Raw genomic sequence first — 19,432 nt, 5'->3', positions numbered from 1 at the left:
AAAAACTGAAATTGTTATTAAAAAGACAAGTTTTAGTATATTTGAAAGTATAATTTATCACCATAAACAAAACATTTTATAAAATGTCAGAGCAAGATAACCTGCAAAATGCAGACGGAAACAAAGAAAACAAAGTACCAGAAAACACATCTCCAAAACAAGTTGAAGAAGTCAACGCGGAAAGCATTAGCGAAACCACAAAACAACTTCAGGAACCTGAAAATGAACACTCTGAAGATGATGTAATTAATGAAATTGACAACTCTAATGCAGAAGATGCAGAAGACGAAGGTACTAGTGATCGCCATAATATAGAAGAAAAAAATTATAGCGAAATGTCTTTAGACACTTTGGTTATTGAGCTAGAAAACCTAATAAAAAACGAAAAAATACAAGCTATAAAAAAGCATGTAGAAGAGATAAAAAATGAATTTAACGACAAATTCAATGCTCTTTTAGATGAAAAAAAGCAAGAGTTTTTAGATCAAGGTGGTAACGAAATAGATTTCCACTACTCTACACCTATAAAACAAAGTTTTAATGAAGCCTATAAAGACTATCGTCAAAAAATAAAAGCACATTATAACAACATAGAAAAAGGCTTAAAAGATAATTTATCCATTAGACTAAAAATTATTGAAGACATCAAGACACTTACAGATCTTGACGAAACAATGAATACAAAATACAAGCAATTTAAAGAATTGCAAGAGCAATGGAAAAACGCGGGCTCAATACCTAGAGACAAGTATAATAATGCATGGAATAGCTATCATTTTAACGTAGAACGTTTTTACGATTTATTACACTTAGATAGAGATTTACGCGACAAAGATTTTGAACACAATCTAGAAAAAAAGTTGAAAATTATAGAGCGTGCAGAAGAATTAGCAAAAGAAGATAATAATAACCGTGCCTTTAGAGAGCTGCAAGCTTTACACAAAATGTGGAAAGAAGAACTAGGTCCTGTAGCAAGAGAACATAGAGAACCTATTTGGGAGCGCTTTAAAGAAGCAACAAAAGTTATTAACGATAAGCGTCAAGAATACTACAAACATTTAGACTCTTTATACGAAAAGAATTTAGAGTTTAAAACAGGCATTATTGGTTTAATACAAGAAAAAACAAACGAACCAGGAAACACGCATAAAGCGTGGCAGAAAAAAATTAAAGAAGTTGAAATGCTTCGCGAAGAATTTTTTAAAGCAGGAAAAGTACCTATTAAAGTTAATGAAGCTACTTGGACTAAATTTAAAGCAGCAGTTCGAGAATTTAACCATAAAAAAAACTCATACTACAAAAGCTTAAAAAAAGAACAGTATGATAATTTAGACAAAAAGCTAGAATTAATAAAAATTGCCGAAGACAATAAAGACAGTGATGATTTTACTGCTACAACGCAATTAATGAAAAAAATCCAAAGCGACTGGAAACGAATTGGGCACGTGCCAAGAAAAGACAGCGATAAAATTTGGAAGCAATTTAGAGCCGCCTGTAATTATTATTTTGATAGAGTTCATGCTAAAAGAAATGAAGCAAGCGCAGAAGAAGAAAAAGCATATACAGAAAAAGAAGCGCTTCTAAATACAGTTACCGCAACAAAACTTTCGGGCGAGCAAAAAGCAGATTTAGCAACTATAAAAGACTATATCGCAAAGTGGAAAACAATTGGTCGTGTTCCTGGCAATAAGCGTAAAATTGAAAGTGATTTTAATAAAGCTTTAGACACTTTATTTGGTACTTTAGATATGAATAAAAATGAAGTAGAAATGATGAAGTTTGAAAATAAACTTCAAGATTTATCTTCTGCTCAAGACCAAAGAGCTCTAGAGAAAGAATACAATTTCATTCGTCAAAAAATTGGTGATATAAAAGGAGAAATAAACCAATTAGAAAATAATTTACTGTTTTTTAAACATGCCGATGAAAAAAATCCGTTAGTAAAATCGGTTTACGATAATATTAAAAAACATAACGAAGATTTAAAAATCTGGAAAGCAAAGCTGAAGAAAATTAAAATTATGGAAAACACTAAGGCTAAAGCCGAAGCTGAGTTAGAACAAAATAAGAGCAGTGAAGTAAATGAATAAAACATTTTTAGTTGCCCTTATTTTATTTTCTCTTTCTTTTACAGCAAAAGCTCAAGATGCAAGTGTAGAAAAATCAATATTTGGAATTCAACTTGGTGCAATAGGCCTTTGGGCACATAATGAAGCTAAACTATCTCAAAGCATAGCTTTACGTACTGAAGTAGGTGCTGAATTAGGTTTTTACAGTAGTAGTTTTATTAACGATTCTGGCGTATATGTCGTTCCATCCATTACTTTAGAACCTAGATGGTACTATAATTTAAATAAAAGAGTTTCTAAATCGAGAAGAATTGATGGAAACAGCGGAAATTTTGTTTCACTAAAAGTTAATTATCATCCTGATTTATTATTGACATCTTTAAAAGAAAATTACAATTTTATTAGTGACCTTACAATTATTCCTACTTGGGGAATTAGAAGAAATATTGGTAAACATTTTAATTACGAAACAGCTATTGGTGTAGGTTATATTAAATATTTTGAAGAAGCTAACACCTTTTTTGAGCAAGCAGATATTGGAGTAAACATACATTTACGTATTGGTTATAAATTTTAATAAAAAAATGCTCATTTTAAAATGAGCATTTTTTTATTAACGAAACTACTACAAAAACCAAATCCTGCTTGATTTACATCAAACAGGATTTTGGCTCCTAACTAAACTAACCAATTATTTCTATTTCGCTTACTAGAAATAATTTTATGTAAAATGACCTATAAAAAGTTTACGCTATTAACCAATTTTCCTATGAAGAAACAAGGTCATTTGGTATTATATACGCATACATCTTAATTTTGGACTTCAAAAAAATTAAAAAAGATTACTTTTTAATAAAAATAATATATAAATATTTGATTTTCAGTATTTTAAATAGATAAAAAATATTTTATTAGCTGTTTCAATTACAGTTTTTTGGCTTCCTCCCAAAATGAAATATTTGAAAAAATCCAATTCTGATTTTTTTCAATTATAATTTTTTGGCTTCCTCCCAAAATGAAATATTTGAAAAAATCCAATTTTGTATTTTTTCAATTACAGTTTTTTGGCTTCATCCCAAAAAACATCCATTTCAGCTAAAGTCATATCTTTTAAATCTTTATTTAATGATTTTGCTTTAGATTCTAGATATTGAAAACGTTTTGAGAATTTTTTATTAGTTCTTTCTAAAGCATTCTCTGGATTTATATTTTTAAAACGTGCATAGTTAACTAAAGAGAATAATACGTCTCCAAATTCGCTTTCCATTGCATCTCTATCGTTTTTAGCTACCTCAACTTTAAATTCGCTTAACTCCTCTTCTACTTTTTCCCAAACTTGTTCTGGCTCTTCCCAATCAAAACCTACTCCAGAAACTTTATCTTGAATACGGTTTGCTTTTACTAAGGCAGGTAAACTTTTGGGCACTCCTTCTAAAACACTTGTTTTTCCTTCTTTAAGTTTTAGTTTTTCCCAATTACGCTTTACTTCTGCTTCATCTTTTACCTTTACATCTCCATAAATATGTGGATGTCTATGTATTAGTTTTTCGCAAATAGAATTACAAACATCTGCAATATCAAAACTATTAGTTTCACTTCCTATTTTGGCATAAAAAACTAAATGCAACAAAATATCTCCCACTTCTTTTTTTATTTCTTCTAGATCGTTATCTAATATAGCATCACCAAGTTCATAAGTTTCTTCTATTGTTAAATGTCGTAAACTTTCCATGGTTTGCTTTTTATCCCATGGACATTGCTCACGAAGCTCATCCATAATCGTTAATAAACGATCGAAAGCTTTAAGTTGATTGGCTCTAGAATTCATAAAAATTATTTTTTGTAAAGGTATTTAAAATGAAAAAAATCCAGCTAAAAAGCTGGATTTTAATTTATGTTTTAAAAATAGTCTATATAACTATTCTTCCTCTTCAGAGCTTTTTTTATCTTCAAAATCTAACAAATTATTTTTTTGAAGCATATTATACCACTGTATTACTTTTTTAATATCACTTGCATACACTCTATCTTCATCGTAATCTGGTAAAACATCAAAGAAATATTCTTCTAATTTGTCTTTAGATTCTTTGTGATTTATTGATGTTTGTTCACCGTTTTCTTTAGCTTTTATTTTTTTAAAAACCTCTCGTAAAGGAACTTCTTCTGTTAAAGTATAAATAGCAATTTCGCTTAATACACTTACATTTTGCTGGATACCTACAGAAATCTTACGGTTATCTAATAACGATTTTGCAATAAAACCTCCTCTAGTTTGCGTAACTAATTCGTATAATCCTGGTTTTCCTGAAATTGCTAATATTTTATCTAATGCCATATTTATATTATTTAAAGGAGCGCAAATATCTTGTACTGCACTATGTTTTGCAAGTTTTTAACGTTTCTTTTTTAGGTTTGGAAATTTCATGCGATAATCTACATTAATTTTTCCTTTAGAAATGTTTTGCAATTTGCTTTTAATTAAACGTTTTTTTAAACCAGATAACTTATCTGTAAACAATATACCTTCTATATGGTCGTACTCATGCTGGAAAACTCTTGCTGCTAAACCACTTAATTCCATGGTGTGCTTTTTAAAGTCTTCGTCAAAATATTCTACTTTAATATTAGGTTTTCTAAACACATCTTCACGAATATCTGGTATGCTTAAGCAACCTTCGTTAAATGCCCATTCGTCTCCAGATTCTTCTAGAATTGTTGGGTTTATAAAGGTGTGTTTAAATTCTTTTAAAAAGTTGCGTTCGTCGTCGTCTAACACATCGTCGTCTGCAAATGGAGATGCATCTACTAAAAACATACGAATTGGCAAACCTATTTGTGGTGCGGCTAAACCTACACCGTAAGCGCCATGCATTGTTTCTTGCATGTTTGTTATAAGTTCTTTAAGGTTTGGATAATTTTTATCTATTTCCTTAGCTTTAACTTTTAATACTGGATCGCCGTAAGCGACTATTGGTAATACCATATTATTATTTATTGTAAAGGTAACTTTGTAATATTATTGTTGCACTAATTTCGTCTACTAGTGCTTTGTTTTGTCTTTGTTTTTTCTTTAATCCACTATCAATCATGGTTTGCATTGCCATTTTAGATGTAAAACGCTCATCTACTCTTTTAATTGGTATTTGTGGAAAAAAGGTGCGTAATCTACTTATAAAAGGTGCTATTAAAGCTTCGCTTTCACTTGCTTCATTATTCATTTGTTTTGGTTCGCCAACCAAAAACAACTCTACATTTTCCTTTGTTGTATAGTCTTTTAAAAAATCTAATAATGTTGTGGTAGCAACTGTGGTTAGTCCAGAGGCGATAATTTGCATATCGTCTGTTACTGCTAATCCGGTTCTTACTTTACCATAATCTATTGCTAGAATTTGAGCCATTATTATTTTTTATGCAAATTTAAGATATTCTATACTACATACATAAATATTATGCCAAATTATAAATAGAGGTTATATTTGCGTGAAGGATGGAGGCATTTGTTGAAGCTCCTCGCAGAGAGCGACTGCCGAGAGCCTGACCTTTAGGGCACGCCCAAAACACTAAAAAAATTATTATTAATGAAAGATTTACAACAAACTATTGAAAATGCTTGGGATAACCGAGATTTATTAACTGAAGAAACAACTAAAAATGCCATTAGAGAAGTTGTTAAATTACTTGACGAAGGTACTTTAAGAGTCGCTGAACCTATTGAAAATGGTTGGCAGGTGAATGAATGGGTTAAAAAGGCTGTGGTTTTGTATTTCCCAATCCAGAAAATGGAAACTATTGAGGTTGGTATTTTTGAATTTCATGACAAAATTCCATTAAAAACGGGTTATAAAGAAAAAGGTATTCGTGTTGTACCTCATGCGGTTGCAAGACATGGTGCTTATATTTCGGCTGGTACAATTTTAATGCCTAGTTATGTAAATATTGGAGCGTATGTAGACGAAGGTACTATGGTAGATACTTGGGCTACGGTTGGTAGTTGTGCACAAATTGGTAAAAATGTTCACCTTTCTGGTGGTGTTGGTATTGGTGGTGTTTTAGAGCCTTTACAAGCTGCTCCTGTTATTATTGAAGATAATGCTTTTATAGGATCGCGTTGTATTGTTGTTGAAGGTGTACATGTTGAAACTGAAGCAGTTTTAGGTGCTAATGTTGTACTTACGGCTTCTACTAAAATTATTGATGTTACTGGTGATGAACCTGTAGAAATGAAAGGTCGTGTTCCTGCTCGTTCTGTTGTAATTCCTGGTAGTTACACAAAATCTTTTCCTGCAGGCGATTACAATGTACCTTGTGCTTTAATTATTGGTAAACGTAAAGAAAGTACTAATAAAAAAACGTCGCTTAACGATGCTTTACGCGAGCATAATGTAGCGGTTTAATTTAGTTTTCTATTGTTAACTATTTTTTGAATATATAGTAAAAATGAAAATATTGGTAATCCAGCAAAAAATGATTGGTGATGTGCTTACAAGCAGCATTATGTTTGAAGTTTTGCGTGCTAAATATCCTAATGCACAACTGGATTACCTTATTAATACGCATACTTTAGCTGTTGTAGAAAACAATCCTAACATTAGTAATTTTATTTTTTTTACTAAAAAAGAAGAGCATAGTAAAAGAGCCTTATTTAAATTTGCAAAAAACTTACGTAAAAATAATTATAGTGTTATTATTGATGTTTATTCTAAATTATCAAGTAATATTATAACTCTTTTCTCTGCAGCCAACACAAAAATTTCTTATTATAAACCTTACACAACTTTTGTTTACACAAATAATATTAAAAGGTATAAGAACACAAAATCTAAATCTGGCTTAGCTATTGTTAATCGTTTACAATTACTAAAACCTTTAGGTATTGAAGCTACAGATGTTAAACCAAAAGTTTATTTAACAGAAGCTGAAATAAAAAATAGCAAAACGCTTTTAGAAAGCAATGGCATTAATTTAAAAAAACCATTGTACATGATAAGTGTATTAGGTAGTGGAGATAATAAAACCTATCCTTTTGCATATATGGCTAAAGTTATAGATAGAATTGTAGAACAAACTAAAGGTCAATTATTATTTAATTATATACCTAGCCAAAAGGAACAAGCGCAAACTATTTATAGTTTGTGTAAAGAAGAGACTAAACAATATATTTTCTTTGATGTTTTTGGTAAAAGTCTTCGTGAATTTCTTGCTATTACCAAGCATTGTAATGCATTAATTGGAAATGAAGGTGGTGCCATTAATATGGCTAAAGCGTTAGATATTAAAACCTTTGCGATTTTTTCTCCTTGGATTAGTAAAGACGATTGGAGTCTTTTTGAAAATAACGACAATGTTGCCGTACATTTAAAAGACTACAAACCTGAACTTTATAATAATAAAAAGGAAAAAGAGATGAAAGGTGAAGCCTATAAACTTTATCAAGAATTTTCGCCTATGTTTTTTTACGATAAACTAAATGGATTTTTACAGCAAACTATAAGTTAATAAATGCATAAACTAACAGCTATAATACCTACTAAAAATGAAGCTCATAATATTGAAGCCGTTTTAGCTTCTGTAGATTTTGCTGATGAAATTTTAGTAATAGATAGTTTTAGTGATGATGCTACGGTTGAGAAAGCTGCAGCTTTGGGTGCTAAAATACTACAACGTAAGTTCGATTTCTATGGCGCTCAAAAAAATTATGCAATAGACCAAGCAAAGTACCAATGGGTTTTATTATTGGATGCCGATGAACGTGTGACTCCCGAATTAAAAACTGAAATTATTTCAATTTTAAATCAAGACACAATTAACTACGATGCTTTTAGTATAAAACGCATAAATCATTTTATGGGACAACGTGTTAATTATAGTGGTTGGAGAAACGATAGCGTTATTAGATTATTTAAAAAAGATGTTTGTAAGTACAATAATTTACATGTACACGAATCTCTTATAGTAAACGGAACTACCGGCAAATTACAACATAAATTTTTACATTATTCTTATCGTAGTTTTAACCAATACATGCAAAAAATGGATAGGTATGCTACTTTACAGGCTAAAGATTACGATAAAAAAACTGGCCGCTTAACGCCTTATCATTTTATAATAAAACCTTTTTGGGGATTTTTTAAACACTATATTTTACAAAGCGGTTTTAGGGATGGTGTTGTTGGTTTAACCATTGGTTATGTACAAGGTTATGTAGTTTTTATGCGCTATGTAAAATTATGGCTATTAAGAAAAAATAGAGTTTAAGTTATTTTTTCCAAAATTTTAAACTGTTTTTTAGTCTTCTGCGTCTGTGAAAAGATTCTTGAAACGCTTGTGTTTCTTGCCACATTAAATTAAAAACTTTGTTATAATCTTCGTTTATTAATTTTGCATATTCATCGCTCATTATTTCAACCATGCTTTTATGTATGGTAAGCTTTGCAAAGTTTTTAATACGTTTCTTTAAGCTCATATTTTCAAAAACCATTCGGTTTAAATCCACTAAATAAAATTTATAATTACCATTATTAAATTTTATTAACGTATTTCCTGGAGAATGATCTAGAAAATTAATTCCTTTTTCATGTAAGTTAAATGTAAATTTTGTGAAAGCTCTTAAAATTGCTTCGTAATTAGGTATAGTAAAATCTGTTGTAAGTTCTCGATAAGTAATATCGTCGTTTAATTGCTCACTTATATAATAGCTTTCACCAAAAAATAAACCGTCTTTTTTCTCGTAAAATGCAACTGGATCTGGAGTTCCTACAGAAAGTGCTTTTAATTTATTAGCATACTCAAAAGAACGTTGCGCCTTACTTTTTCTAAAAAATTTATAAACTACTTTATTTACTAGATTAGGCTTTTTAAAAGATTTTACATTTAGAGTTTTATCTTCTAGTTTAAATAAACGTAAACTATTTCTATCTTGATTACCAAAAGCTTCGCCTTGCGTCTTATAGTTTTCTATAAGGCTGTCTAGCGCTTTTGTGTGCATTTGATATTTAGGGTTTACAACTTTACGCATCTTTTAAATATTTGTCCACGCCATTTTTTGCCCAAGTTATAATATTATTAACTGTTTCTTGTTCTATTGAGTCGTTTGTTTTTAATCTTCCTTTCGATTTTTCTTTATGCCAAATATGAAAAACCACACCTGTATACCTTAATCTCTTAGCTTTAACACCTTTATTATGCATTCGTAACATAAGTTCACTATCTTCTCTTCCCCAACCAGTTATTGCTTCGTTATAACCATTTACTGAAATAAAATCTGATTTAAAAAACGATGTATTACAACCACGAAACTTTTTAGAAAAATTATTTTGAGTTTTGTATAAACTAGCTAAAAAAGGTGAATAAATTGCTCTAGTTCGTTTTTTTATTCCTTTTGAAAAAGCATTAAATTTTATTTTCTTTTTTTTAAATAAACTGTTTAAATAACTTTCTTGAATATTTACTCGAGCTCCAAATAAATAAGTATTTAATGCAGCAGATAACATATGATCTTTAATAAAATTATAGTGCATAATACAATCTCCATCTATTTGAATAATATAATCTCCTTTTGCTTTTGCAATGGCTTTATTTAATATAATAGATTTTCTAAATCCGTTATCTTCATGCCAAACATGGTGTATTGGTATTAAGGAGTTAGATTTATATTGTTCTATTAAAGCCTTTGTTGTATTTGTTGAACCATCATCTGCAATAATAATTTCTTCTGGTAATTGGTTTTGACTTATAGCACTTTTAAGCACTAAATCTAAAGCTTCTGGCCAATTATAAGTTGAGATTATTAATGTATTTGAAAACTTTTTCATTTTAAAAAATAAGATTCAAAGGTAGTATTTTGCTTTTTAAAAATTTTTAAAAACTTAAACCATTGTCCAAAATTCTTTTTATTTAAAAATGATTGTTTTACTTTTAAATTATTATCACTTTTTATAAGTTCTCTTATTTTATTTAAGTTTTTTGATGGCATATAACCTAAACCTTTCCAGATAGTAGGATTAAGATAAAACAAATTTTTAAGCTCTTTATAATTGGTTTCGTTTGCTTTTTTCCACTTAGGTAAAAACTCGCTATTTATTTCATGACTGTGTCCCCAATTTTCCAATTTAAATTTTAATTCTTTCTCTGTTCGAGACAAACACTCATGCAACAAAATATTATTTGTATAAATAACACGTTGTTTGGTGTTTCTGGCGCGTTTATAATTTGGATAATTTGTAGCTAACATAACTTTTGTTGGCTCATTAACATATAGTATTCCATTATCTAAATACTTATATATATTAATTAGAAAACCTGCTATTTGAATTGGTGTTTTAACTGGATTATTTAAATACGAGTTGTTATTTTTTAAAGTATTAACAAACGCTTTAAAATCTATAAAAATTTCATCTGCATCTACTTGTATTAACCAATTCCCAATGCCCATTTCCTTAGCTAACAGATAGCGTTCTCTTGTATCGTTCTGTAATGTGCTTAATTCTGGAATGTAAAAATTATTTCTATATATTTTAATCTTTTTGTCTGTATCAAAAGTTTCAATCCAAGTAAAGAAATCTTCATCTATTTCAAATCTATTACCTTTCCAAGTTCTTTGTTTGTTATCTAAAGCCAAATAAATAGTATCTGCTTCTTTATAAACAGGTGGAATAGAATATTTAAGTTTTTCATAGTCGTAAGACATTAAAAAACCGACTTGAATTTTTTTCATAAAGTGTTAAAATCTAATAACAAACTCAAAAATACTAAACAATGTGAGATTTATTAAACAATATATTACATTTACAGATAAGAACAATTTTTAGCATTTAAATAAACTAGTTTTAAAATTTAAAATGACAGAACTTACTGTAATAATGCCAGTATATAATGGTGAAGCATTTTTAGCAGAAGCTATAGATAGTGTTTTAAAACAAACATTTAGTAACTTTAAGTTATTAATTTTAAATGATAATTCTAAAGACGATACTGCTAACATTTTAAACAGTTATAAACAACAAGATTCTAGAATAGAAATTATTACTAAAACCGAAAATGTTGGTCCTGCTAACTTAAGAAACGAAGGGATTTTACATGCTAAAACAGAATACATTGCACTACTTGATGCAGATGATATTGCTTTGCCAACACGCTTTGAAAAACAGTTACTTTTTTTAAAAAACAATTTAGAATACGGCGTTTGCGGAACTTGGTTTACATTTTTTGGTGATAAAAAAAACAAAACTGTTAAGCACGAGGAAACCCATAAACAAATTAAAATACAGATGCTAAACAATTGTTGTATTGGCAATCCTACGGTTATGTTAAAAAAATCTCATCTTGCTGACTTACGTTTTGAACACCAATATGTTCCTGCTGAAGATTATGCACTTTGGAGTCAATTAGTTTACAAAACAAAGTTTTACAATATTCAAGAATCTTTACTACAATATAGATGGCACCCAAACAATATTAGCCAGACTAAGGCTGAAAATTTAAAAAAATCTGAAAATATAATTAAGAAAAAACAATTATTAAATTTAGGAATTACTTTTAAAGATGCTAATATTAATGCCTATTTAAATGCTATAAGTTTAACTAGAGGACTCACTAAAAATGAAATAAAAAATACTGTTGAAGCTTCAAAAAAAATAATAGCATTAAACATAGAGAAACAAGTATATAACCAAGAATTATTTATTGCTCATATAAATAGAATAATAATAAAAAGTATTAGAAATTGTACCGAAAACAATTGGTCTTACTACAAATACATTAAAAATTATTCTGGCTATTATTCTAAAATTCCAACTATAGATAAAATTGCTTTGTTTTTTAAGTGCTTATTTTAAAAACTTGTATTTAAATAGTTTTTTATAGTACTTAATTTTAGTTTTAAAATCTGCTTTTTTTAAATAAGTTTTCATAAAATCTAATTGATTTTCTGTAACTTTTTCTCCTTTACTTTTAAGCTTTAAAACTTCATACATTGTAGCATTACCAAGAGATTTTACTACCTTATTTATATTAGCTGTTTTAGATTCTGGAACAGCATTTGTAACCTCTAAAACATTTAAATATGAAGAATAATTTTTAAAAAAATTAGACTGTAAAGAATACACACCTCCTTCATGCACACGATAAACAGATGATAAAACATCTATAAAAACACCTTTTCCTTTTTTAAGTAAAACAATGTATAAAGAATTATCTTTAGAATGCTTAAACGATTTTAAAAGTTCTAAATCTAAAGCTTCTTTTTTAAAAACTGCCGTTAACGTTAAAGTGCAATACGGTGAAAAAATATTATTATAATCTATAGTTGTAATCTCTTTTGTATGTCCAAAACTATTAAGCGAAAAATCTGTACCGTTAAAAATTTTATAGTTAGTCCAAGAAATTACATAATTAGAATTTGCTTCTAAAAAATCAACTTGTTTTTGAAGTTTTAATGGGTCTACCCAATAATCATCGCCTTCACATAAAGCAATATATTTACCACACGCTTGTGGGAAACTGTAATGCCACCAAGGCATTATATGTTGTGAATATTTATTTTCCGTTTGAAGAATTAATTTAATTCTAGAATCTTTTTCTGCATGCCTCTTTAAAATCTCTGGAGTAGAATCTGTCGATGCATCATCATGAATTTGAATTTCAATTGGGAAATTAGTTTTTTGAAGATAAAAACCTTCTAAAGTTTGTTCTATATACTTTTCTTGATTAAAAGTTGTGCAACAAATAGTCAATAATGGTTTCATTATTAAATGTTTTTTATTTTTCCAGGAACACCAATTATTGTATTCTCTGTTAAACAATTTTCTACAACCACTGCTCCTGCTCCAACGGTTACATTGTCTCCTAAAATTACGTTAGGCAAAATAATTGCTCCAGATCCTATATTACAATTTTTACCAATATTTGCTCCTCCTAATATTTTGGCTCCTGGAGATACGTCGCAATATTCGCCAACAATAACATCGTGGTGAATTTGCGCACCAGTATTTATTAAACAACCACTACCAATAGTAACATTATTGCTTATAAAAACATTTGGCATAATGTTACAACCTTCTCCAATATCCACATTTAAATTGCCAATTATTGCGTGTTTAGAAATAATAGCTTTATAAATAGCACCAAGTTTTATAAATTTTTCTACAATGGTTCTTCTTATTTTTGGATCACCAATAGCAGATGCAAACTCTGGCTGTTTACTAAAGTCAATTTTATTAAAATGATGTATAATAGGATATTTTTCTAAAAAAAATGCTTCTTCCGGTTTTGTATAATCATCAAAAAAAATAAGATTAGATTGGGTTTTTAAAGTTTCATTTAAAACCACTAATACATCTTTTGCATGTCCTTTTGCACCAATTACAATCATTTAAATAGTATTAATAATATTACAAATTTTAGCTACTTGTTGCTTTTCTAATTCGTAATATAATGGTAAACACAAAATTTTACTAGAAATAGCTTCAGATATTGGCATATTTACTTGTTCTTTTAAATATGGTAATGTATTAAGAGATGGATAAAAATAGCGTCTTGGGTATATTTTTAATTCAGCTAATACTTCTAAAGTTTTATCTAATAACTTTTCATTTTTAAAAATTACTGGCATATAGGAGTAATTTTTTTCTGTTAACTCTCTAAAATTTAAAAAAGTAATGTTTTTATTATTTTCTAATAAATTCTCATATTGCTCTGTTAGCATTTTTCTTTTTTCAATAACCTTATTCATATAAGGCAATACGCTTAAACCAACAGCAGCTTGCATTTCTGAAGCTTTTGCATTAATACCTAAACCATGAAAATTTAGAGGTCCATTATGTCCGAAATTATGCTGATAAAAACATTTTTTGTACAAGTTATTATTAGGCACAAAAATAGCTCCTCCTTCTCCTGTATGAAATAATTTAGTAGCGTGAAAACTTGTAGTACTTATATCTCCATAAGAGAATATAGATTTCCCTTTATAATTTACTGCAAAACAATGTGCAGCATCATAAATAACTTTAAGATTGTATTTTTTTGCAATCTCTTCAATAGCTTCAACATCGCAAGGATTACCAAAAACATGGGTGGCTAAAATAGCTTGTGTATTTTTTGTTATAGCAGCTTCAATTTTTGTTGGATCGATGGTTAACGAATCTTTTTCAATATCTACAAAAACTGGCTTACAGTTTTCCCAAACTATAGCAGAAGTTGTAGCAACATAACTAAAAGGAGTTGTAATAACTTCTTTAGTAACATCCAATGTTTTTAGTGCAATTTGAATGGGTAACGTACCATTTGTTGTTATAAAAAAGTTTGAAATTTTTAAATAGTCTGCAAGTTTAGATTCTAATTCTAAAAGTAACTCACCTCTATTTGTAACCCATTTTTTATCCCAAGCACGTTTTAAAATTTTTTCGAATTCTTGAATTGGCGGCAAGAAAGTTTGTGTAACATTTATCATTAAAACAAAATTAAGAAACTCCAAATTGTATAAGCCATAAAATATTTTTATTTAAAATTGAAGAATTTGCTTGCTAAATGTATAATTTTACAAGACAAAAAGTGAAAAAAAATGAAAAAAAAAGTTCTAATTATACCATCTTGGTATCCAAATACGAACAATAATTTAGTTGGAACTTTTTTTAGAGAGCAAGCATTTTTATTAAACAATAACGGTTTTGATATTAAAATTCTTTTTGGCGTAGAGTACAATCTTGGCTTATTTAAATATTTAAAAAGTTTTTTTACAAAAAAAACCAATCTAAATAAAAGTTATTTAATTCAAGAACCCGAAGCTTATTCTTTTTCTATTTACCATTATAAAAAGTGGCCAAAAAAATGGAAATTAAAAAAAACTAAAAATGCTTATCAAGCTGCATTTAAAAACATATCTACAAATTGGGCGCCAGAAATTATTCATGCTCAATGTAGTGCAAATGGTGGAATTTATGCACATCAATTATCAAAAAACAATACTATTCCTTTTGTAATAATAGAACACCAAACTTTTATTTTAAATTATTATCATAAAAAAATTCAAAAAGAAATTAAGGAAGCTTTAGAAAATGCTTATAAAGTTGGAGCGGTAAGTTACCACCAACAACGCAGTATTTTAATGAATAGTATTAAATGTAATCCAGAAGTAATATGGAATTTAATGGATGAAAATAAGTTTAAAATAAGTAAAAAAAATACACCGAAAAAATTTACAATTCTAACTATAACCTATCCGCATTTAATTAAAGACACCGAAACATTTTTTAAAAGCTTAAAAATATTTAAAGAAATTTGCAATGATGATTTTGAAGCTATAGTTATTGGAAATGATGCCTTTACCGATAGCTCGAAAGCAAACAGCTCTAATTTTAAAACTCTAGCTAAAAAATATAATGTATTAAACAAATGTACTTTTTACCCACAACTTACAAGAGAAGAAATTAATACCAAACTACAAACTTGTAATGTTTTTGTATCTACAAGTATTGCAGAAACTTATGGTGTAGCAGTTAGAGAAGCTATGCTTTGCGGAAAACCTGTTATTGCTACAAAAAGTGGCGGTGTTGAAGATTCAATAACGCAAAAAACTGGAGTTTTAGTAAACATAAAAGATGCTAAAGCTATTGCAGACAACCTGTTAAAAATTAAAAAAGAAGCACTCGTTTTCAATCCAGAATATATTAGAGCATATATAATTAAACAAAGTGGTCGTGAAGCTTTTATTAAAACAATGACACAGTTTTACAATTAACTTATAAAAAAACAAGCTTTTATTTTTCTTTACCTACTGTTTTTATAGTCTATATATAAAGTTTTCAACTCTCATATTTATTATCTTTGTAAACTCAAAATAAGACCAAATATTTTAAATAAAAATGAGAGAAGAAATCGATAAAGCTATAGCCGTTTTAAAAAGCGGAGGTCTTATAGTTTATCCTACAGATACTGTTTGGGGAATTGGTTGTGACGCTACAAATGCCGAAGCTGTAAAAAAAGTTTACAAATTAAAACAACGCCAAGATAATAAAGCTCTTATCTGTTTGGTTAACAATTACAGCATGTTAGAAAAACATGTAGACAATGTACCAAAAATGGCTTATACTATTTTAGATATAGCCGATAAACCAACAACTATTATTTACGATGCTCCAGCAGGAGTTGCCGAAAATTTAATTGCCGAAGACAATACCTTAGCCATTAGAATTGTAGATCACGATTTTTGCAAAAAACTAATTCGTTATCTAGGTAGACCAATTGTTTCTACATCTGCAAATATAGCAGGAAAACCAACGCCAAAAAGCTTTAAAGAAATAGACGAAGCTATTTTAAAAGGTGTAGATTATGTGGTAAATTTGCAGCAACAAAAAAATGGTGGAAATCCTTCTACTATTATAAAACTAAGTAATACTAGCGGTGTAAAAATTATACGAGAATAGCTAGTTAGCAAATAAGAATGAATTACAAGCAAGCATTAAAACATAAAATCTTTAAAACAATCTCCAAATCTGCTGCCGAATTAAATTTAGACAGTTACGTTATTGGTGGTTTTGTACGTGATTTTTTACTACAACGTGGTGATGCCAAAGATATAGATATTGTAGCCATTGGAAGCGGTATCGATCTAGCAAAACAAGTTGCTAAAAACCTACCTAACAAACCCAAAGTACAAGTTTTTAAAACTTACGGTACTGCTATGTTAAAGCTTAACGATATAGAAGTTGAATTTGTTGGAGCTAGAAAAGAATCTTACAATGAAGACAGCAGAAATCCTATAGTAGAAAATGGTACACTGCAAGACGACCAAAATCGTCGTGATTTTAGCATAAATGCGTTAGCTTTAGATTTATCTGAAGATAATTTTGGAAACCTATTAGATCCTTTTAACGGTATTCAAGATTTAGAAAATAAAATAATTCGTACTCCGTTAAATCCAGATATTACATATAGCGACGATCCTTTACGCATGATGAGAGCTATACGTTTTGCGACACAATTAGGCTTTATAATTGAAAAAGAATCGCTAGACGCCATTACACGAAATAACAAACGCATAAAAATTATTACTAACGAACGTATTGTTGTAGAATTAAATAAAATTTTAGAAAGTAAAACACCATCTACTGGTTTTTTGCTTTTAGAAAAAACAGGTTTATTACAATATATCCTACCAGAATTAACTGCTTTAAAAGGTATTGATGAAGTAGACGGACAAAAACATAAAGACAATTTTTATCATACTTTAGAAGTTGTAGATAATATTGCAAAACATACAGACGATGTTTGGCTGCGTTGGGCAGCGTTATTACACGATATAGGAAAAGCACCAACAAAAAAATTCAATAAAAAAGTAGGCTGGACTTTTCATGGTCATGAATTTGAAGGTTCTAAAATGGTTTATCATTTATTTAAGCGTTTAAAAATGCCTTTAAATGATAAAATGAAATTTGTGCAAAAATTAGTATTCATGAGCTCTAGACCAATAGTTTTAGCTCAAGATATTGTAACAGATTCTGCTGTACGACGTTTAGTGTTTGATGCAGGTGATTATGTAGACGATTTAATGACACTTTGCGAAGCAGACATAACAACCAAAAACCCTAAAAAGTTTAACAAATACCATAACAACTTTAAAATTGTTAGAAAAAAAATAGTTGAAGTTGAAGAAAAAGATCATGTTCGTAACTTTCAACCACCAATTTCTGGAGAAGAAATTATAAAAGCTTTTAATTTAAAGCCTTCAAGAGAAATAGGAATAATTAAAGAAGCTATAAAAGAAGCTATTTTAGAAGGTGAAATTCCTAATGAATATGAACCGGCTTATAAATTAATGATTAAAAAAGGACAAGATTTAGGTTTAAAAATTTCGGAATAATGAAACTGAATATTTTAAGAACAGATTCAAAAAATCCAGATTTTATTGCTTTAGTAAAATTACTAGATAGTTATTTAAAAACTACAGATGGTGATGAACACGATTTTTACAACCAATTTAATAATATAGATGTTTTAAAACACGTCGTTATAGCGTACAAAGACAATAAACCAGTGGGCTGTGGTGCTTTTAAACCTTTTAATAATGTTTCGGTCGAAATTAAACGCATGTTTACCAGACCCGAATTTCGTGGTCAAAATATAGCTAGAACAATATTACAAGAACTTGAAAATTGGGCTCAAGAGTTAGCATATAAAAACACTGTTTTAGAAACTGGAAAAAGACAAACTGAAGCTGTAAATTTCTATAATAAATGTGGATATAGCATTATTCCCAATTACGGTCAATATAAGCATATGGAAAATAGTTTATGTTTTAAAAAAGAATTAAGTTAAATGAAAAAGCACTTTAGAACCATAGCCAAAACAGCCTTAATTTTAGTGTACTTGGTTATTATTGCTGGAGCAGTTGTACGCATGACAGGTTCTGGAATGGGCTGTCCAGATTGGCCAAAATGTTTTGGTTATTACATACCACCAACACACGCATCAGAATTAGAATTTAAACCAAATCACAACTACAAAAAGGGCATTGTTATTATAAGAAATGAGGCGCTTTTAGTTGCAGAAAAAGATTTTTTATCTTCAGAAAGCATAAACCTTAATAATTGGGAAACATACACAAAACACGATTACGCCAAGTACAATCCCATACACACTTGGGTAGAATATATAAACCGATTGTGTGGTGCATTGTCTGGTATCCCAATATTAATTTTTACAATTATTTCTTTTTGGTATTGGCGTAAAAATAAATGGATTACAATACTATCTATACTTACTGTTTTTGGTATGGCATTTCAAGCTTGGCTTGGAAAAACGGTTGTAGACTCTAATTTAGCTCCATATAAAATTACCATTCATATGGTAATGGCTTTAGTAATTGTTGCTTTTATTTTGTATTTAATTTATGCTTCAAAAACAACATTTAAAAAACAAATTTCAGATTCTAAATTTAGAAATATTTTACTTTTTGCCATTCTTTTAACCTTAATACAAACCGTGTTAGGTACACAAGTAAGACAACATGTTGATGAGCAGGTTAAAGCTATTGGCTACATAAAAGAATTATGGCTTCAAAATCCAACGCTTCAGTTTTATATACACCGTACATTTTCATTTTTAGTATTCTTCACTAATGCATGGCTATATATTAGAAATAAACGTTTAAACCTAGGTTACAATAAAATGAATTTAGTTATTATTTGTATTGTTTTTGAGGTAATATCTGGAATTGCAATGTATTATTTCGATTTCCCATTTTTATCTCAACCTTTACACTTGGTAATTGCAACTATTTTATTCGGAATCCAATTTTATGTATATTTAGAAAACAGACATAAAAGTATTTTTATTTCTAAAAATATTTAAACAACAATCGTACCTTTGCA

At 28.9% G+C, this 19,432-nt stretch carries 21 protein-coding genes; 11 read left to right on the top strand and 10 right to left on the bottom strand.

The genetic code is table 11. From position 1 onward, the window contains the following. The first annotated feature begins 83 nt into the window (after window positions 1-83). Together BWR22_RS05045 and BWR22_RS05040 are read left to right on the top strand one after the other, a co-directional pair. A complete protein-coding gene (locus BWR22_RS05045) occupies window positions 84-2,090 on the top strand; it encodes a DUF349 domain-containing protein (RefSeq protein WP_076732332.1) in 2,007 nt (668 codons plus the stop codon). After that, entirely contained in the window at window positions 2,083-2,646 is a 564-nt protein-coding gene (locus BWR22_RS05040) for a hypothetical protein (RefSeq protein WP_076732331.1), read from the top strand. The genes BWR22_RS05045 and BWR22_RS05040 overlap by 8 nt, the downstream gene beginning before the upstream one ends. Before the next feature lie 477 nt (window positions 2,647-3,123). Here BWR22_RS05040 and mazG read toward each other — a convergent pair whose 3' ends face one another. The 4 genes from mazG to ruvX all read right to left on the bottom strand — a co-directional run bounded on the left by mazG (window position 3,124) and on the right by ruvX (window position 5,467). Beyond that, window positions 3,124-3,897, bottom strand: a complete 774-nt coding sequence (gene mazG, locus BWR22_RS05035; RefSeq protein WP_076732330.1) for a nucleoside triphosphate pyrophosphohydrolase — start codon at window positions 3,895-3,897, stop codon at window positions 3,124-3,126. 90 nt (window positions 3,898-3,987) lie between these two features. Continuing rightward, complete coding sequence (locus BWR22_RS05030; RefSeq protein WP_076732329.1) at window positions 3,988-4,404, bottom strand: DUF5606 family protein; 417 nt, start codon at window positions 4,402-4,404, stop codon at window positions 3,988-3,990. 57 nt (window positions 4,405-4,461) lie between these two features. Continuing rightward, complete coding sequence (gene def, locus BWR22_RS05025; protein WP_076732328.1) at window positions 4,462-5,052, bottom strand: peptide deformylase; 591 nt, start codon at window positions 5,050-5,052, stop codon at window positions 4,462-4,464. 4 nt (window positions 5,053-5,056) lie between these two features. Beyond that, window positions 5,057-5,467 (bottom strand): Holliday junction resolvase RuvX, encoded by a 411-nt coding sequence (gene ruvX / locus BWR22_RS05020; RefSeq protein WP_076732327.1) that lies wholly within the window; start codon window positions 5,465-5,467, stop codon window positions 5,057-5,059. A gap of 180 nt (window positions 5,468-5,647) precedes the next feature. Here ruvX and BWR22_RS05015 point away from each other — a divergent pair, with 180 nt between their 5' ends. The 3 genes from BWR22_RS05015 to BWR22_RS05005 are packed head-to-tail and all read left to right on the top strand — an operon-like array spanning window position 5,648 to window position 8,324. Next, the gene (locus BWR22_RS05015; protein ID WP_076732326.1) at window positions 5,648-6,463 is read left to right on the top strand and encodes a 2,3,4,5-tetrahydropyridine-2,6-dicarboxylate N-succinyltransferase; all 816 of its coding nucleotides are present in this window, start codon (window positions 5,648-5,650) and stop codon (window positions 6,461-6,463) included. A gap of 43 nt (window positions 6,464-6,506) precedes the next feature. Beyond that, the gene (locus BWR22_RS05010; protein ID WP_076732325.1) at window positions 6,507-7,565 is read left to right on the top strand and encodes a glycosyltransferase family 9 protein; all 1,059 of its coding nucleotides are present in this window, start codon (window positions 6,507-6,509) and stop codon (window positions 7,563-7,565) included. A gap of 3 nt (window positions 7,566-7,568) precedes the next feature. After that, window positions 7,569-8,324, top strand: a complete 756-nt coding sequence (locus BWR22_RS05005) for a glycosyltransferase family 2 protein (protein ID WP_076732324.1) — start codon at window positions 7,569-7,571, stop codon at window positions 8,322-8,324. Between the two features lies 1 nt (window position 8,325). Here the strand turns inward: BWR22_RS05005 and BWR22_RS05000 are convergent, their stop codons facing one another. Genes BWR22_RS05000 through BWR22_RS04990 form a run of 3 tightly spaced genes read right to left on the bottom strand, consistent with a single transcriptional unit; the run spans window position 8,326 to window position 10,782 of the window. Beyond that, entirely contained in the window at window positions 8,326-9,084 is a 759-nt protein-coding gene (locus BWR22_RS05000; protein ID WP_076732323.1) for a lipopolysaccharide kinase InaA family protein, read from the bottom strand. Beyond that, entirely contained in the window at window positions 9,077-9,880 is an 804-nt protein-coding gene (locus tag BWR22_RS04995) for a glycosyltransferase family 2 protein (RefSeq protein ID WP_076732322.1), read from the bottom strand. Before BWR22_RS04995 ends, BWR22_RS05000 begins: the two co-directional genes overlap by 8 nt. Next, window positions 9,877-10,782: a hypothetical protein gene (locus BWR22_RS04990; RefSeq protein ID WP_076732321.1), complete on the bottom strand. Its 906-nt coding sequence runs from the start codon at window positions 10,780-10,782 to the stop codon at window positions 9,877-9,879. Before BWR22_RS04990 ends, BWR22_RS04995 begins: the two co-directional genes overlap by 4 nt. 124 nt (window positions 10,783-10,906) lie before the next feature. Here BWR22_RS04990 and BWR22_RS04985 point away from each other — a divergent pair, with 124 nt between their 5' ends. After that, a complete protein-coding gene (locus tag BWR22_RS04985) occupies window positions 10,907-11,902 on the top strand; it encodes a glycosyltransferase family 2 protein (protein WP_076732320.1) in 996 nt (331 codons plus the stop codon). Here the strand turns inward: BWR22_RS04985 and BWR22_RS04980 are convergent. Genes BWR22_RS04980 through BWR22_RS04970 form a run of 3 tightly spaced genes read right to left on the bottom strand, consistent with a single transcriptional unit; the run spans window position 11,894 to window position 14,514 of the window. Beyond that, on the bottom strand, window positions 11,894-12,811 hold the full coding sequence (locus tag BWR22_RS04980; protein ID WP_076732319.1) for a glycosyltransferase family 2 protein: 918 nt from the start codon (window positions 12,809-12,811) through the stop codon (window positions 11,894-11,896). The two genes, BWR22_RS04985 and BWR22_RS04980, sit on opposite strands and share 9 nt — an antisense overlap. 2 nt (window positions 12,812-12,813) lie before the next feature. After that, on the bottom strand, window positions 12,814-13,437 hold the full coding sequence (locus tag BWR22_RS04975) for a NeuD/PglB/VioB family sugar acetyltransferase (RefSeq protein WP_076732318.1): 624 nt from the start codon (window positions 13,435-13,437) through the stop codon (window positions 12,814-12,816). Further along, window positions 13,438-14,514 (bottom strand): DegT/DnrJ/EryC1/StrS family aminotransferase, encoded by a 1,077-nt coding sequence (locus tag BWR22_RS04970; RefSeq protein ID WP_076732317.1) that lies wholly within the window; start codon window positions 14,512-14,514, stop codon window positions 13,438-13,440. Between the two features lie 111 nt (window positions 14,515-14,625). Between BWR22_RS04970 and BWR22_RS04965 the strand changes: the two genes are divergently transcribed. The 5 genes from BWR22_RS04965 (at window position 14,626) to BWR22_RS04945 (ending at window position 19,412) form a co-directional block, all read left to right on the top strand. Further along, complete coding sequence (locus BWR22_RS04965) at window positions 14,626-15,801, top strand: glycosyltransferase (protein WP_076732316.1); 1,176 nt, start codon at window positions 14,626-14,628, stop codon at window positions 15,799-15,801. Window positions 15,802-15,925: 124 nt separating this feature from the next. Further along, a complete protein-coding gene (locus BWR22_RS04960; RefSeq protein ID WP_076732315.1) occupies window positions 15,926-16,486 on the top strand; it encodes an L-threonylcarbamoyladenylate synthase in 561 nt (186 codons plus the stop codon). A gap of 17 nt (window positions 16,487-16,503) precedes the next feature. Beyond that, window positions 16,504-17,922 carry a CCA tRNA nucleotidyltransferase gene (locus BWR22_RS04955; protein ID WP_076732314.1) on the top strand — a complete coding sequence of 473 codons (1,419 nt, stop codon included), beginning with the start codon at window positions 16,504-16,506 and terminating at the stop codon, window positions 17,920-17,922. Then, the gene (locus BWR22_RS04950) at window positions 17,922-18,377 is read left to right on the top strand and encodes a GNAT family N-acetyltransferase (RefSeq protein WP_076732313.1); all 456 of its coding nucleotides are present in this window, start codon (window positions 17,922-17,924) and stop codon (window positions 18,375-18,377) included. Before BWR22_RS04955 ends, BWR22_RS04950 begins: the two co-directional genes overlap by 1 nt. Then, window positions 18,378-19,412, top strand: a complete 1,035-nt coding sequence (locus tag BWR22_RS04945; protein ID WP_076732312.1) for a COX15/CtaA family protein — start codon at window positions 18,378-18,380, stop codon at window positions 19,410-19,412. Window positions 19,413-19,432: the final 20 nt, after the last annotated feature.

Source organism: Lacinutrix venerupis (assembly GCF_001971745.1).
GTDB classification, from domain to species: Bacteria; Bacteroidota; Bacteroidia; order Flavobacteriales; family Flavobacteriaceae; genus Lacinutrix; species Lacinutrix venerupis.
The sequence above is the reverse complement of the archived record's forward strand: the minus strand, read 5'-3'. Positions and strand labels throughout refer to the sequence as shown.